Genomic DNA, 15,241 nt, shown 5'->3' with positions numbered 1-15,241 from the left:
AATGTGCTAGTAGTAAAGCAAAAACATTACTCGGAATAAGGAAGGGGTTTATGCCGGTAATTCACATCCGCACCAACACGCACCACAATCACCAGGAAATCCAGTCGATTTGCCAGCAGGCAAGCCGACTGGCGTCGGAAATATTAGGAAAACCTGAGCACTACGTCATGGCACTGGTTGAGTGCAACCAGACTCTCAGTCTCGCTGGTGACGATAACCCTGCCGCCTATCTGGAAATCAAATGCCTGGGACTGGACGAAAACCGCACTGACGATTTCTCCCGCCGCATTTGCCTGTTTATGTATCAGTCCATGGGCATACTCCCCGAGCGCTGCTACATTGAGTTCAGCAGCCCACACCGTCACATGTGGGGCTGGAATAACAATACCTTTGCGGTCAAGAAAAGCGCCTGACAGCAGCGCAACGCCTTTGCGGTCACGCGCATCGCCCGTGGCCGTCAAAGCGACAGTTTCCGCAACGTCGTCAGCGGCGGTTGGCGTACCACTTGATAACTGCCCAGCACACCCGCCAATCCCACCGCCAGCGCACCGCCGCCCACACCTAGCAGCCAGACCAGCGCATTGAAATGGTAGTCAATTTTCAGCACCCAGGTGGCCAACCCCCAGGCCAACGCACTCGCCAGCGCTGCCGCCAGTGTCCCGGCCAGCACACCTAGCAGCACAAACTCCATCAACAACGCCTGCAGCACCTGTTTTTTCTGCCCCCCCAGGGTCCGAACAATGGCACTCTCCTGCAGGCGCTCGTCATGAGTCGACTGTATGCCGGCATACAGCACCATCAATCCCGCCAACAAGGTAAAACCAAATACGTATTCCACCGCATTGGATACCCGCGTAATGACGTTGCGCACATGGGTCATGATCGCCGCCACGTCAATCACCGACACATTTGAGAAAGCCTGAAGCATTTGATTGAGGAGGGTATAATCCTCGCTCCCCAGATACAGCGCCGTCATATACGTTGCTGGCAGTCCATCCATGCTACCCGGAGATCCCAGCACGAAGAAGTTCGGCTCAAACGAATCCCAACTCACCTCACGCAGACTGCTAACCCGCGCCGAAAAGCGTTGCCCCGCCACTTCAAAATGCAGTTCGTCGCCCAGCTGGATTCCCAGAGCTTTGGCAACACCACTTTCCACTGAAAACTCATGCCCCTGCCCCGACCACCAATGGCCCGCAAGCAGCTTGTTTGCCTTGGGCAGCGTATCGGTCCACGACAAATTGAACTCCCGCGTCGCCAACTGCCGGGCACGATCATCGGCGTAGCTTTGTGCCACCACCGGCTTATCGCCAATGGCCACCAGACGTCCACGCACCATCGGCCACAACAGCGGTGCATCACGGCCATTTTCGGCAAAGAAAATCCGCATCGCCGGTACTTGTTCCGGCTGAAGATTGATGATGAAACGATTGGGCGCGCCATCCGGAATACTGTTCTGCCACTGCGCCAACAAATCACCGCGAATCACCGCCAGCAGCAACAGCGCCATCAAACCCAAACCGAAGGCCACCACTTGCACCACGCTGGCCTGACGCCGCCGCACAATATTCACCAGACCAAAGCGCCAAGCACCGCCGGTGCGTGCGCGCAGTGGACCCAGTAGCGCCACCAGCAACTGCGCCACCAACCACAACACCAGCAGCGCCACCAGCGTCCCGGCCACCAGCAGCAAGCCCATCCGCAGTTCACCAGCCTGGTAGACCATCAACCCCGCCAGCACCAGCAAACCCAACGAATAACTGATCCAGCCTGGCGCCCCCAGTTGGCCCAAATCGCGGCGCAATACCCGCAGCGCCGGCACCGACTGCAACTGCAACAGTGGCGGCAAGGCAAACCCCAGCAAGGTCATCACGCCGGTCACCATCGCCACCCACAACAAGGTCCATGACGCCGCTGGCAAGGCAATGTCCAGTAAGCCGCCCAACAAATCCACCAGCAGCAAATGGGCAACAAATCCCAGCGCACACCCCAAAAGGCTGGCAATCAGGCCGAGCAGCACCAGTTGCCACAAATAGATTTTCAGCACATATCCCTGAACCGCACCCAAACAGCGCAATATCGCGCAATGATCCAGATGCCGCTGGGCAAAGCGTCGCGCCGCCAACGCAATCGCCACACCTGCCAGCAATACCGAGGTCAGCGCCGCTAGGCCCAAAAACTGGCGGGAACGATCCAGCGCCTGACGCATTTCCGGACGGGCATCCTCCACACCCTGCGCCGCCACACCCACGTCATTGCGCTGCGCAACCCAGGCGCGGAACTCGGCAACCGCAGAGCGTTCACCCGCCACTTGCAGATAATGCTTCACCCGGCTCGCCGGCTGAACCAGCTCCGTGGCCGCCAAATCGCTCATGTTGAACAATATCCGCGGTGCCAGGGTAAACATCCCGCCCACGCCGGGCTCGGTGGTCAACACCGCACCCACAGTAAATTCGCGCATCCCCAACGCCACCCGGTCGCCCACCTGCAACCCCAGCGCGCTCATGATCTGACCTTCCATCCAGATCTCGCCGGCATGAGGCACACGATCGAGCTCATAATCCGGTGCAAACAATTTGTCCGCCACCCGCACATGGCCACGCAACGGAAAGTGATCGTCAATCGCCTTGATCATGCCCAGATGACTGGCCTGATCCGTCATCACCATGCTGGGAAAACTGATCGACGCCGAGGTCTGCAAATTCAGCTTGGCCGCCTGCTGCACGTACGCCGGCGCAAATTCATTACCGGCACTGAGCAACAAATCTGCGCCCAGCAAATCGTTCGCCTGCTGCGACAATGCCCGTTCGACGCGATCGGTAAAAAAGCTTACCGAGGTCACCGCCGCCACCGCTATCAACAGCGCCAAAGCCAACACCCGTAGCTCGCCAGACCGCCACTCGCGGCGCAACAAGCGCCATGCCATGCGCAAAGGAGATGTCATTATGCTTCCTCGTGCAAACTGCCGTCGGCCAAACGCGCGCGCCGCTGACAGCGCTGCGCCAAGTCCAGATCGTGCGTCACCAGCACCAGAGTGGTGTGCTGTTCGCGATTGAGTTCAAACAGCAAATCGATAACGCGCTCGCCGGTGTGACCATCCAGATTGCCGGTCGGCTCATCGGCCAGCAGAATCGCCGGCCGTCCGGCAAACGCTCGCGCAATCGCCACGCGCTGCTGTTCACCACCGGACAATTGTCGTGGGTAATGCAGCGCTCGCGGCTGCAAGCCGACACGCTGCAATGTCGCCATCGCCGCCTCGCGGGCATCCCGATGCCCCGACAATTCCAGCGGCAACATGACATTTTCCAGCGCGGTCAGACTGGGCAAGAGCTGAAACGACTGGAACACAAAGCCCATCAACTCGCCGCGCAAGCGTGCGCGTCCATCTTCATTAAGCTGAAAAAAGTCGTGCGATTTTAGCCAGACTTTGCCACTGCTGGGCACGTCCAGACCGGCCAAAATACCCAGCAAGGTGGATTTTCCCGCCCCCGAGGCCCCCAGTACGGCCAGCGTTTGCCCGGCCATAATGGTAAGATTCACGTCACGAAGAATATCCAGCCGACCTTCCGGGCTTTCCACCCACTTGGTCAGTTGCTCTACTTTCAGGATGAGGTTATCAGGTGAGTCAGTCATGGTAAGACGGTTACTTCTCGTTGTCAGTTTGTGGATGTTCAGTCAAGCGGGCTGGAGCGCATCCCCGCCGGTAATCGTGGTACTGGGCGACAGCCTCAGCGCCGGCTTTGGCCTGCAACGCGGTGAAGGCTGGGTGGACCTGCTGCAGCAAAGGCTCAAACAGCAAGACTACCCGCACCGCGTGATCAATGCCAGCATCAGTGGCGACACCACCGGCTCGGCCCTGGCGCGCCTGGAACAAGCCTTGAGCCATCGCCCTGCCATTCTTATTGTCGAACTGGGCGGCAACGATGGCCTGCGCGGGCTGCCGCTCAATGCCATGGAAACCAATTTGCGTCGCATCATAGAACAAGGACAGCGCATCGGCGCCAAGGTTCTACTGCTGGGCATGCAAATTCCGCCCAATTACGGCCCGCAATACACCCAGGGCTTTGCCCTGACCTATACCAAACTGGCAAAGCAAACCCGAACCTCGCTGGTTCCCTTTTTTCTCGCCGGACTGGAAACCAGACGCGAGCTGTTTCTGGCCGACATGATCCACCCCAACGCACAGGGCCAGCCGCAAATGCTAAATAATGTCTGGCCTGCGTTACTGCCGATGCTGCCACCTCAAAGCTGATCCAACCATCTGTTTTTACAGCCTAATGACTAACGTCACTTGAATTCTGCGGGGCCTGCACGTGCTTTCAGTTCCCACGCCCACAACCAGGGCCCCGCATTTCATGATTTTCTGAGTGCTTGAAAAACGATCAATCAAGGTCTAAAAATGAAAGAGTGCGTTGGGAATCTTGCCTCTGCAAAACCTGTGGAGCGGTCTCCGACTCACTTTTTTAGTTGTTGGAGGACAATCTATGGACAATCGTTGGAGTGAGCGCGCAGCCATCAAATTTGGTGTCGCACTGCAATACGGTCCACTGGGTCTCATCATGGGCAAAACCCGCGATATTTCCGCCGACGGTATGTTTGTGCAAACCGGCCGGGTGTTGGTATATCGTAACGACATAGTTTCTGTCTCCTTTGCCTATCCCTTGGGAGAAAACCGCCGCATTATTAATGCACGGGCCACGGTGCGTCACACCAAAGAGGATGGAATCGGCTTACTGTTTGAAAACTTCAAATTCGATGCTTTGGCTTTCACAGAAAGTCATTTGTTAATTCCCGCATATCATTAACCCAACCAAACGACTGCAGTCGACAGCACAATGCTGCCGGCTGTCGTCGTTTTCTTACAGTTGCAATATTCCGTCAAAAAAACAACAATGTGCATACATGCCACTCCGCGCAAAGGCCAAGAATGAAAACGATAGTCGCGCCACTGTTTTTGCTGTTATCCAGCGCCAGCTTCGCCCAAACCACCCTGTACGTTTCCGACAATTTGGACATCGCACTGCGTGCCGGCCCCACCGCTGACAGCAGCGTGGTTAAAAATATAAGCATAGGCACCCGTCTGGAAACCGTGGATGACAGCGCCAATAACGGCATGATTCATGTGCGCACCGAAAGCGGCGAGGAAGGCTGGGTTGTTCGTCGCTACCTGTCCGAGCAAGCCGTCGCCGGCAAAGATCAACTCAGCGGTCGCCTCAAGCGCATGGAAAAATTGCTGGAAGAAGAAAAACTAAAATCGCAGACACTCAATGATCAGCTCGTGGCACTGCAGCAACAGCATGAGCAAGTGCAATTCACGCCAACCCAAGCCACTACCGACGTCATTGTTGACCCCAATGACGAAACCACCAAACTCAAAGCGCAGACACTGGCATTGCAGCGGGAAATGAACGGTCTGAAACAGGAGAACATCAAGTTGTCCGATCAATCCAGTCAACGCTGGTTCTTGCTGGGTGCCGGACTGTGTTTGGGTGGGGTACTGCTGGGCATGTTCGGTCCACGCCTGAGCCAGCGCAAGAAAAACTGGGGCGGACTGTAATCACAATCCACCGGCTTAAAACCTAGAGCGTTTGTCGCCCTGCAAATGCTCGCGACAAGGTGTTGCCGTCGACGAATTCCAGCTCACCGCCCATGGGTACGCCATGGGCAATGCGGGTGACAGCGATGCCGCGACGCATCACCATTTCCTTGATGAAATGCGCGGTGGTTTCCCCCTCCAGCGTGGCAGAGGTCGCCAGAATCACTTCGCGGATATCGCCACTGTCCAGGTGTTTTTCCAACTGATCCAGTCCCAGCTCATTCGGGCCTATTCCATCAATGGGTGACAGGCGCCCCATGAGGACAAAATAGCGCCCGCGAAATCCGGTGGACTGCTCAATGGCCGACAAATCCGCCGGCGATTCGACCACGCAAAGCAGGGACGCATCGCGGCTGCTGTTGCGGCAAATCGAGCACAGCTCGTGCTCGGTAAACGTCCGGCACGATGCACAGCGGCCGATGTGCTCCATCGCCTCGGCCAGTGCGTGCGACAACGCCAGCGCACCTTCGCGGTCCCGTTCCAGCAGATGATAAGCCATGCGCTGCGCGCTCTTGGGACCAACCCCAGGCAAACAGCGCAGACTTTCCATCAGGCGGGACAGCAACGAGCCATCGGCAGTGTGATACGACATGGTCAAAAAGACTTAGAAAGGCATCTTCATGCCAGGAGGCAATTCCATCCCACCGGTAACTGCCGCCATTTTCTGCTTGGTGGCTTCTTCCAGGGTGCGCACTGCGTCATTCACCGCCGCCGCCAGCAGGTCTTCCAGCATTTCCTTGTCTTCTTTCATCAGGCTGTCATCGATAGAAACGCGACGCAGATCATGACGACCGGTCATCACCACCGTCACCATGCCGCCACCCGCCTTGCCGGTGACTTCCAGCGCCGCCAGTTCTTCCTGTGCCTTTTGCATGTTGGCCTGCATCTGCTGGGCCTGCTTCATCAGGTTACCAATTCCACCTTTGAACACGGTTCTCTCCTCAATAATCAGTGACTAGTGTTTGTCTTCGGGCAACTGGATCGACGTCCGGTCCAGTTGCGCACCAAAAGCCTGTTTCATCGCCTGCACGGCGGGATCATTTTCTATCGCTGTCGCGGCCTGGGCCAGACGCTCCTGGCGCTCGCGCTGCGCCTGCATCGCCGGAGTTTCGCCCGAACCACTTTGCAACACGATCTCAACCCGCATGGGTTGCTGATAATACTCGCTCAGCGCGTCCTGTAAACGCTCCAGTTTGTCCTTGCTCGCCAATTGTTCGTGTGACGGCGCAATTCCCAGCGTCAACAGCGCACCATCGCGACGAACCAGGGTGGAATTCAACGCCAACTGGCGAATCACGCCCCCGACCTGCAACGCGGCCACCACCTGACTCCAGGCGGGTTCCGCAGAAGTCACACTTGGCGTGACGGGCGGGGTATTGACCGGCGCAGTGGCATGCATCGCCTCACCCCAGGGTGGCGGCTCATCCATCATCGGCGGTTCCAGCGCGTCCATCATGGGCGGCACATCGCTCACGTAGGGAGGAGGTTCCTCGTCAACGGGCGCAGCCATCGGCGCAGGGCGCGCAGGTTGAGCCACCCGTTGCGCACTGGCAGCAGGCATGGCACGTGGCGCGGACTTGCCCGAATTATTTTTGGCCAGGGCCGCACGCGCCGCCGCCAGCGGACTGGGCAAATCGGATTTCTCGCCGCGCGCAGCCGTGGCTTGCGGTGCGGCAGCGGGCGTTGTCGGCAAAGGCGCAGGCTCGGCCGCCACCTCAGTCGCCCGCACGGCCGGCGCTGACACCGGCTCGGCCGCTGGCATCACCGCCGGAGCGTGCTTGCCACTGCTGGGTGCCTTGGCGGAAGTCGCGGCAAACATTTCCGGATCGAACGCCAGCATGCGAATCAGGGTCATCTCAAAACCGGCACGGGCATCCAGTGCCAACGGCAAATCACGACGCCCGGTCAGCGCGATCTGGTAGTACAACTGCACATCTGCCGGCGACAACTGCTGCGCCAGGATTTCGTTGCCCGCCTCTTCCAGCGGATGCTCGGGCACCACTTGTTTGAGCGCCACGGCATGCAGCACCGACAGCAATTCTTCCAGCACCGCCATGAAATCGCTGCCCATCTGCGCCAATTCGTCCACCCGCGCCAACAGGGCTCGACCGTCTTTGGTCACCAGTGCCTGCAACAAGCCGGAGACATCATTGCGATCCATGGTACCCAGCATCGCCCGCACTTCGGCCTCGCGCACTGCACCGGCACCGTGGGAAATGGCCTGGTCGGTCAGACTCAGCGCATCACGCATACTGCCGGCAGCGGCACGCGCCACCAAACGGATGGCGGCAGAATCGAATTCGACGCCTTCCTGTCCCAACACATTGGACAGGTGGCCCACGATCTGGGCCAGCGGTATTACCTTGAGATTGAATTTGAGACAACGCGACAAAATCGTCACCGGCAGTTTCTGCGGATCAGTGGTCGCGAGAATGAATTTTACGTGGGGCGGCGGCTCTTCCAGGGTTTTGAGCAGCGCATTAAAGCTGTGATTGGACAGCATGTGCACCTCGTCGATGAGGTACACCTTGTAGCGGCCACGGGTCGGGGCGTACTGGACGTTTTCCAGCAGTTCGCGGGTGTCTTCCACTTTGGTGCGCGACGCGGCATCCACTTCCAGCAGATCAACGAAGCGACCCTGATCGATTTCCTGACAGGCCGAGCAGACGCCACAAGGACTGGCGCTAACGCCCTTATCGCAGTTCAGGGATTTGGCAAGAATGCGCCCCAGCGTGGTTTTGCCCACGCCGCGGGTACCGGTGAACAAATAAGCGTGATGCAGGCGGTTGTTGTCCAGGGCATTGATCAGTGCACGCAGTACGTGCTCCTGTCCCACCACCTCAGAAAATATGCGGGGCCGCCATTTGCGTGCCAGTACTTGGTAACTCATATGGCCCTGGTATCTGACTGAATTGGGCGGCGGCCCGTACCCGCCCTACCTCGGCGCACGAATCTACTGCTGCGGCTGCTTCCTTCCGGACCTGACCGGGTTCACAATATATCGTCGCGAGGGGACCGGCACGGGTCACCATAAATTTCACTGAAATTCAATGATTTCAGCATGTTGGAATCGCGTAACCGCGTGTGAACAAGACAGCGGCGACATTCCGACAAGAGGGCGCCATTATCCTGATTATTGGCCGCTGGGGCAAGCCCGCCGTTAAAACAGCTTGAAGATGTCGTGCAGCATGATCAATACGATGTCGATGGCGATCAACCAGATGATGATCCATTCCAGCATCGCCGAGTGCTTGTGCTTCTGCTCATCGGCCATCATCTCGAACAGCTCGTGGATAGTTTCCAGTCGCTTGTTGAGCACATCCAGCCGCTGTCTCAGCTCCAGATAGAGCACCACTTTGTCATAGAGGTGTTGCAACTCGGGGTATTCCCAAAAGAAGTCGGGCACGTCCAGCAAATCGTACTGCAGCACAATATTGCTCTTGGTCATAAACAGCCGGCCACGCATCTTGGCGATATCGCCGCGATTCATCTGCGTGTCCCCCACCCGGGCAATGTTGGCCGGAATGTGCTCGGTCTGCTGAATGGTTTGCTGCACTTCGGACTCAAACTGGCCCAGCTTGACCGACTGCGCCAGGCCGTGGGAAATCGCCAGTCGACTCATCAGCTCGTCGTCTTCCACCCTGATCAGGTCATTGCGCAGACTGGTATCGCCACAGCCCAGCTCGTACTCAAACGAGTCCTCTACCGGCTGCGACAACGGCTCCTGGGCATAATCCAGCAGCTTATCCTGCACTGCGGCACGCTCGTCGTAACTCAGTCCCCAGAACACCGCCACGCCGTAATCGAAGACAAACACTTCGCCATCGCGCCATTCCAGGTACAGCACGTTGCGATACAGGGCCGAGCGGTATTGGGAGAGCAACTGCTGCTGCATCTGCGCAAAGGCGAACTGCTTGCCCAGACAAACGACAAAAACTTCTCTGTTATCCATATAGTTAGCTTTATTGTGGCCAGGTTGTAGGTCTAACAACAGCACAGCAAAATGCGAGCCGACGCCCACACCGCCAGCAGCGATCATTTTTCAAGCAAACGATTGCAAGTACTCACTCACACCCATAAAGACTGATGCCTCCGACCGCCAAACGGGCTATCATTGCGCCCCATGAGCAGTTTCTTCCAGCAGCAGCGTAATCACTTTTTCCGCCCCCTCAACGGCAAATACCGCGAGCAGGTCATGGACTGCCTGAAGCTGCTCTACGCCCGTTGCTACAGCTCGCTGGCCGAATACAGCCGCAGCTTTGACCGCGACCAGATCATCGAACTGTTTCAGGAAGCCATCGCCCGCAGCCCCATCCTGGACGACGACGGCGAAGACGCCAGCCCCGCCCGCACCCCGCGCGAACACTCCGGCTGGATACTCAACCTGTTGCTGGAATACGGCTGGCTGGAACGCCAGATCGACGAAGCCAGCCTGAGCAGCAGTTACGCCTTCAGCCGCTTCGGTCGCCTGTTCACCCAGCCCATGCTGGAAACCAGCGGCGCACGCTTTCGCACCCGGCATCGCAACACCCGCAATACGCGCAATTCGCTGCAAAGTTTTCTCGACAAGGGCGAAGCCTACGATTTACTCGACGCGTTTGAATATTCCGAACGCATCATCAGCGACTTCACTGACGTTATTGCCGAACTCGACGAACGCAAACGCCAACTGGTCAAAGAAGTCGAAGCCCAGCAACTGATCCAAAGTGCCAGCGATGAATTTTTCCAGTTCATGGAAAATCGCTTCATGCCGGATTTGGCGGTGCGTTTATCCGCCGACAGCGTCGAAAAATATCGCGACCAGATCACCGACCTGACCAACAAGGCGCGACGCAAACGCAGCGAATTCAAAGCCGACGCCGAACGCGAGCTGCGCAAACTGGCCCCCGAATTACTGGATGATCCGCGCCAGTCGATTTATCTGAAAATTCTCGACAACATCGACCAGCGCCTGCATCGCGCCGCCGAAATCATGTTGCCGGCACTGCGCCATGCGCTGCATGGTTTCACCCGCCGCGCCGACATCATCATTCGCCAACTCAGTTTCAACAGCGGCGGTGCGCAAAGCGAATTGCTGCCGCTGTGCCAGCAACTGGCGCAACTCAGCGAAACCGAACAGGATCAGCGCCTGCAACAGGTGGGCGACTTGCTGGCCGAATTCCAATTGGGTTTTGTCGATCCCGACAGCCTGCGTCTGCCCGATCGAAAAATGGAACGCCGACTCAATACCGACAGCGAAGATCACGGCCAGATTGATCAGGATGCGCGACGCAATCTGTATTTGCAGCAAGTCATCGATCAGGCGTTCAGCTTTAACTCGCAGCAACTGCGAAATTACATTTTCCAGGCGCTGCAAAACCAGCAGGTCATTCGCAGCAGCCAATTGCCGATCAACAATGCCAACGAATTGCTGATGCTGGCGCATGCCATCGAAGTCGCCGCCAGCAATCACCTGTCGAGTGAATTCCGTTTCAAACTGCAATTCACTGGCGAACAAGTCAGCAATGAATTTTTCAGCCGCATGGATGATTTCACCATCGAGCTGCAACACAGCCCAACCTGAGCCCGAGCATGATTACCGAACAACTGCAAATCGCACTGGAAAAAGCCAATCTAAGCCTTGGCGAGTTCAAGGAACTGATCATTCGCCTGCTCAACTACGGCGTGCTGGTGCGCAACGAAAATCAAATCGAGCAACAACTGTACGATCGTTTCCTGCGCATTGCGCCGCTGGTCAACGACTATCTGTCCATCATCGACATCAAGCTGTACCACGACAGTCGATTTGAATTTGTTCGCGTTTATCCACCCGGCTCGCTGCTGCCCGGCGAAGACAGCGACAACAGCCTCAACACCAATTTGCGCCAGCGCTTGGCCGGTCACGAAGTGGCATTGATCCTGGTGCTGCGCGCCCAGTACGACAAAGCCCTGCGCGAAGGCCAGGTCGACGATCATGGCTATGTGCTCGAACCGCTGGAAGCCATCAGCATCGCCATGAAAAATCTGCTGGGCCGCAACCTGCCGGAAAAAGTCACTGAACGCAAAAAACTGTTCCATCGTTTACGCCGGCTGCGTCTGATTGAATATCGTCAGGAAATGGAATTCGACAATCACGATGCCTGGATAAAAATTCATCCCATGATCGTCAGCTTTGTCACCGATGCGGCACTGCAACAACTGCACAGCAGTGACCAACCTCTGCCCGAACAAGAACTGGACAGCGACTATGTTTCTTAAAAAATTCATCTATGTGAACTGGGGCAACATTCCCAACATGGAATTTGACATGGGGCCGGTGAACCTGCTGTCCGGCGGCAACGGTTCAGGCAAAACCACCGCTGCCGATGCGATCCAAACCATCATGACCGCCGCGCATGAAAATTTATTTCAGTTCAATCCCGGCCAGGACGAAACCACCCAGCGCGGTCGCGGCGGCAAAAAAGTTCGCACCTTGTCGTCCTACGTTTTAGGTTGTGATGACGGCAGCTTTGCCCGTGTCGACACCACCGACGGTTATCTCGCCGGCGTATTCCATCCGACCGAAGGCGAAAGCGCCTCGCCCTTCACCGCGGTCATTTGCATTCGCGCCTGGCTGGATCAGGCCGGCGGCCTGAACATGGCGCGCCAGGACGAATTATTTTTCCTGATCCTGCCCGAAGAACAATTGAGTCTGGCCGATTTTGTTCGCGAAGACATTGGCGGCAAATACGTCACCCCGATTGATCGCCTGCCCAAACTGCTGATCAAACAGTATGGCAATGCGCATGTGGAAAAATACGACACCAAAAAGGCCTACCTGCGTCGCCTGTACGCCATGCTGCGTGGCCGCGACGATGCCGTCAGCGAAAACGAAGCGGTGGCGGCGGCCCGGGCGTTTTCCCGTTTCATGGCCTACAAGCCGGTGCAAAGCATTAACAACTTCGTCGCCGAAGAAATTCTAGAACGCAAAAATCTGGATGAAGTGATTCACTCCATTTCCAGCCAGTTAAAAACCATTCATGCCATGGAACGCGATGCTGCGCGTCTGGTGGGTTCCATCGATTTGCTGCAGCAAACGCGACACCACTCGCAAACCTACATCGAGCAATGGATTGCGCAAAACACGCTGGACTACACGCTGGCGCAACACCAGCATCGTCAGCGCCAGCAGCAATACACCACCAGCAAACAGGCACAGCGCGACCTGATGCGCGCCATGCAGGAAAACAAGCAACAGTTGCAGCATATCGGCGAACAGCGCGAACTGGCGCGCCAGCAACTGGTTGAACTGGAGGCCAAACGCCTGGGCGTGCGTGTGCTGCAGGAAAAAGATCAACTGGAAAAACAGCAACAGGATTTGCAAAAACAATTAATCAGTCTGGCGCAACAATTGTTGCAGGAAGACAATACCTGGCAACAACAATTACAACTGGTTCGCAGCACCGACAACGCCCTCAACAACAGCGACCTGCTGACAGAACTGACTTCGCTGGATGCCGGCAAAACCCGCTCACTGTCCAAACAACTTTTACAGGATGCCCGGCAATCACTGGATTTTCGTTCGCTGGTCAATCGCGACTGGACCGGCGATTTGCGCGCGCTGGATCAACTGCACATTCAGGCACAACAGCTTCAACAATTGCATCACCAGTGGTCATCGTTGTGGACTGACAGCGTGCTGGCGCAACTGCAGCGCGTTGCCCAGCGCAATGAACAGCAACTGGAACAGCTCAAACCACAACTGGCGCGCAAACAACACGAAGTCGAACGCCTGCAGGATCACAAGGTAAGTTATCCGGCCTACGTCGAGCGCGCCATAACCGCGATACGCCAGCAATGCCCCAAGGCTGATCCTCGCGTGTTGTGCGATCACGTGGAAATCAGCGAACCCCACTGGCAGGCCGCCATCGAAGGCTATCTTGGCAATGCGCGTTTTTCCATTATCGTCGCCGCCGAATACGAAGCCGAAGCCACCCGCATCGTGCGCAACATGAGTGGCCGCGATAATCGGGCGCGCATCATTCAGGGACAAACTGCGCAAAGCGACGCGCAACGCATCAAACTCGACAGCAATTCCATCATTCACATCATGGAGTTCAGCCACGCCACTGCGCGCCATTATTTGACCGCCAGCTATGGCAGCGTGCAACGTGTCGACAACACCGAAGAACTGCGCCAGACCCGCCGAGGCATCACCGCCGATGGCGTGGGTTCGGGCAACTACAGCATGTGGCGCTGCGACATTGACGACAGCGAACTGGTATTCGGTGCCGCCGCACGTCAACGCGCATTGCTCGCCAAACAAACCGAACTGGCCAACCTGAACCGTCAGTTCCAACTGACCAGCGCCGAAGCACAACAAAGCAGCGACTTGCTCAAATCCGTGCAATCCCTGCGCGAGCTGCGCTTTAGCGATTTGATCAGCGACATGCTCGGCGTTCACAAACAAACTCAGCAACTGGAAACGCGGTTAAGCCATCTGGACTTGACTGAGTTTTCCGACATGGAACGCCAACTGGACTTGCTGCGTGATACTGAAAAAGCCTTCCGCGCCCAGGAAAATCAGCTCAACATCCATGAAGGCGAACTTCAGTCCGATCTGAAAAAACTGACGGACACCTGCAAGCAACTTTCGCAACTGCAGGACAGCACCGAACAGGCGGTTGAAAAGTGCGCTGAAAACCTGCGCGCCATCGCCAAGGTCTGGACCGATTTTGATGTACAACATCATCTGGATCAGGCCGAGCTGGAAATCGATTCGATCAACGCAAGCATTGCCGAAAAACAGCGCGAAGACATCAGCAAACAACTGCGCAGCAGCGAACGTCGCATGAACGATCTGCTGCAACAGCACAATGAACACTGCCGCCCGGTCGACCGGATTTTCTATCAGGGTCTGGACGCCAACTACGACAGCCAGTTGTTCAGCCGCATTTGCGATTTGCAAAAAGACATCGACCGCGTCTACAACATGCTGCGCAACAACATTCTGGTTGAAAAGCACCACAAGCTGAAAGAACTCAAGGACAGCTTCAACAACGCCTTCGTCACCAACTTGTGCCATTCCATTTACCAGTCCATCAGCGATGGCCAGCGGCAAATTGAAATGCTCAACAAGGAACTGCAGCATCACCGCTTTGGAGCTGATCGCGAAACCTTCCGCTTTGATAGCGAATGGATTCCTGAATATCGCACCTACGCCAAGTTTTTTGAGGATGTTATTAAAAACCCGACCCTGGGCGATGAGGTGACACTGTTCAATGCGGAACTCAGCAAGGCATCACAGAAAGTGCGCGATGAGCTGATGGCCATGCTGTTGTCCGACGACGAGCAAAAAGCCCTGGGCGAACTCGAGCGCATTGCCGATTATCGCAACTATCGCAGGTATGAAATTTACAAAGAAGTGGACGGCAAACCACCGATCGCACTCAGCGAATACGGCACCGGCAGCGGCGGCCAGTTGGAAACGCCCGCGTACATCATTCGTGCAGCGGCGATTACTTCGGCGTTCCGCTTCTCCGAAGGCAACAGTCATTTGCGTATGGTGCTGGTCGACGAGGCGTTCTCCAAAATGGATGAAACCCGCTCACGCGAGGTGATCAACTATTTGACAGAGTCGCTGGGCCTGCAATTGTTGTTCATCATGCCGACCAGTAAATGCGGTCC

13 protein-coding genes and 1 other RNA gene are annotated in these 15,241 nt (G+C 56.6%); 7 read left to right on the top strand and 7 right to left on the bottom strand.

Going from position 1 to position 15,241, the window contains the following annotated elements; all coding sequences use genetic code 11:
- The first annotated feature begins 50 nt into the window (after positions 1-50).
- A complete protein-coding gene (locus OEW58_06770; GenBank protein ID MDH5301048.1) occupies positions 51-413 on the top strand; it encodes a phenylpyruvate tautomerase MIF-related protein in 363 nt (120 codons plus the stop codon).
- Positions 414-457: 44 nt separating this feature from the next.
- Here OEW58_06770 and OEW58_06765 read toward each other — a convergent pair whose 3' ends face one another.
- Complete coding sequence (locus OEW58_06765) at positions 458-2,944, bottom strand: FtsX-like permease family protein (GenBank protein MDH5301047.1); 2,487 nt, start codon at positions 2,942-2,944, stop codon at positions 458-460.
- Positions 2,944-3,633 (bottom strand): ABC transporter ATP-binding protein, encoded by a 690-nt coding sequence (locus tag OEW58_06760; GenBank protein ID MDH5301046.1) that lies wholly within the window; start codon positions 3,631-3,633, stop codon positions 2,944-2,946. Before OEW58_06760 ends, OEW58_06765 begins: the two co-directional genes overlap by 1 nt.
- Here OEW58_06760 and OEW58_06755 point away from each other — a divergent pair.
- The 3 genes from OEW58_06755 to OEW58_06745 all read left to right on the top strand — a co-directional run bounded on the left by OEW58_06755 (position 3,632) and on the right by OEW58_06745 (position 5,557).
- The gene (locus OEW58_06755) at positions 3,632-4,252 is read left to right on the top strand and encodes an arylesterase (GenBank protein ID MDH5301045.1); all 621 of its coding nucleotides are present in this window, start codon (positions 3,632-3,634) and stop codon (positions 4,250-4,252) included. The two genes, OEW58_06760 and OEW58_06755, sit on opposite strands and share 2 nt — an antisense overlap.
- Positions 4,253-4,484: 232 nt before the next feature.
- Positions 4,485-4,805 carry a PilZ domain-containing protein gene (locus tag OEW58_06750; GenBank protein ID MDH5301044.1) on the top strand — a complete coding sequence of 107 codons (321 nt, stop codon included), beginning with the start codon at positions 4,485-4,487 and terminating at the stop codon, positions 4,803-4,805.
- A gap of 122 nt (positions 4,806-4,927) precedes the next feature.
- Positions 4,928-5,557, top strand: a complete 630-nt coding sequence (locus OEW58_06745; protein ID MDH5301043.1) for a TIGR04211 family SH3 domain-containing protein — start codon at positions 4,928-4,930, stop codon at positions 5,555-5,557.
- Between the two features lie 22 nt (positions 5,558-5,579).
- On the opposite strand, the gene recR is transcribed toward OEW58_06745, so the two are convergent.
- The 5 genes from recR to OEW58_06720 all read right to left on the bottom strand — a co-directional run bounded on the left by recR (position 5,580) and on the right by OEW58_06720 (position 9,548).
- Positions 5,580-6,188: a recombination mediator RecR gene (gene recR, locus OEW58_06740; GenBank protein MDH5301042.1), complete on the bottom strand. Its 609-nt coding sequence runs from the start codon at positions 6,186-6,188 to the stop codon at positions 5,580-5,582.
- 12 nt (positions 6,189-6,200) lie between these two features.
- Positions 6,201-6,527, bottom strand: a complete 327-nt coding sequence (locus tag OEW58_06735) for a YbaB/EbfC family nucleoid-associated protein (protein MDH5301041.1) — start codon at positions 6,525-6,527, stop codon at positions 6,201-6,203.
- A gap of 24 nt (positions 6,528-6,551) precedes the next feature.
- Complete coding sequence (gene dnaX / locus OEW58_06730; GenBank protein ID MDH5301040.1) at positions 6,552-8,486, bottom strand: DNA polymerase III subunit gamma/tau; 1,935 nt, start codon at positions 8,484-8,486, stop codon at positions 6,552-6,554.
- 34 nt (positions 8,487-8,520) lie between these two features.
- Positions 8,521-8,617: signal recognition particle sRNA small type (ffs, locus tag OEW58_06725), an RNA gene on the bottom strand.
- A gap of 139 nt (positions 8,618-8,756) precedes the next feature.
- The gene (locus OEW58_06720) at positions 8,757-9,548 is read right to left on the bottom strand and encodes an RMD1 family protein (GenBank protein MDH5301039.1); all 792 of its coding nucleotides are present in this window, start codon (positions 9,546-9,548) and stop codon (positions 8,757-8,759) included.
- A 171-nt stretch (positions 9,549-9,719) separates the two neighbouring features.
- On the opposite strand from OEW58_06720, the gene OEW58_06715 reads away from it, so the two are divergent.
- From OEW58_06715 to OEW58_06705, 3 genes are all read left to right on the top strand, one after another.
- Positions 9,720-11,159, top strand: coding sequence for a DUF5716 family protein (locus OEW58_06715; GenBank protein MDH5301038.1), 1,440 nt, complete (start codon positions 9,720-9,722; stop codon positions 11,157-11,159).
- 8 nt (positions 11,160-11,167) lie between these two features.
- A complete protein-coding gene (locus tag OEW58_06710) occupies positions 11,168-11,833 on the top strand; it encodes a DUF4194 domain-containing protein (GenBank protein ID MDH5301037.1) in 666 nt (221 codons plus the stop codon).
- Positions 11,823-15,241: hypothetical protein (locus OEW58_06705; GenBank protein ID MDH5301036.1), on the top strand; the 3,419-nt coding region annotated here is incomplete at its 3' end. The genes OEW58_06710 and OEW58_06705, both read left to right, overlap by 11 nt.

It is taken from the genome of Gammaproteobacteria bacterium, assembly GCA_029884425.1.
GTDB lineage: Bacteria > Pseudomonadota > Gammaproteobacteria > S012-40 > S012-40 > JAOUHV01.
This window is presented reverse-complemented; position numbering and strand designations above follow the sequence as displayed.

What these genes read in the sequence shown, in the direction of transcription:
- OEW58_06770 (MDH5301048.1), top strand. Translation starts at nt 51, where the DNA reads ATGCCGGTAATTCACATCCGCACCAACACGCACCACAATCACCAGGAA.
- OEW58_06765 (MDH5301047.1), bottom strand. Translation starts at nt 2,944, where the DNA reads ATGACATCTCCTTTGCGCATGGCATGGCGCTTGTTGCGCCGCGAGTGG.
- OEW58_06755 (MDH5301045.1), top strand. Translation starts at nt 3,632, where the DNA reads ATGGTAAGACGGTTACTTCTCGTTGTCAGTTTGTGGATGTTCAGTCAA.
- OEW58_06760 (MDH5301046.1), bottom strand. Translation starts at nt 3,633, where the DNA reads ATGACTGACTCACCTGATAACCTCATCCTGAAAGTAGAGCAACTGACC.
- OEW58_06750 (MDH5301044.1), top strand. Translation starts at nt 4,485, where the DNA reads ATGGACAATCGTTGGAGTGAGCGCGCAGCCATCAAATTTGGTGTCGCA.
- OEW58_06745 (MDH5301043.1), top strand. Translation starts at nt 4,928, where the DNA reads ATGAAAACGATAGTCGCGCCACTGTTTTTGCTGTTATCCAGCGCCAGC.
- recR (MDH5301042.1), bottom strand. Translation starts at nt 6,188, where the DNA reads ATGTCGTATCACACTGCCGATGGCTCGTTGCTGTCCCGCCTGATGGAA.
- dnaX (MDH5301040.1), bottom strand. Translation starts at nt 8,486, where the DNA reads ATGAGTTACCAAGTACTGGCACGCAAATGGCGGCCCCGCATATTTTCT.
- OEW58_06720 (MDH5301039.1), bottom strand. Translation starts at nt 9,548, where the DNA reads ATGGATAACAGAGAAGTTTTTGTCGTTTGTCTGGGCAAGCAGTTCGCC.
- OEW58_06715 (MDH5301038.1), top strand. Translation starts at nt 9,720, where the DNA reads ATGAGCAGTTTCTTCCAGCAGCAGCGTAATCACTTTTTCCGCCCCCTC.
- OEW58_06710 (MDH5301037.1), top strand. Translation starts at nt 11,168, where the DNA reads ATGATTACCGAACAACTGCAAATCGCACTGGAAAAAGCCAATCTAAGC.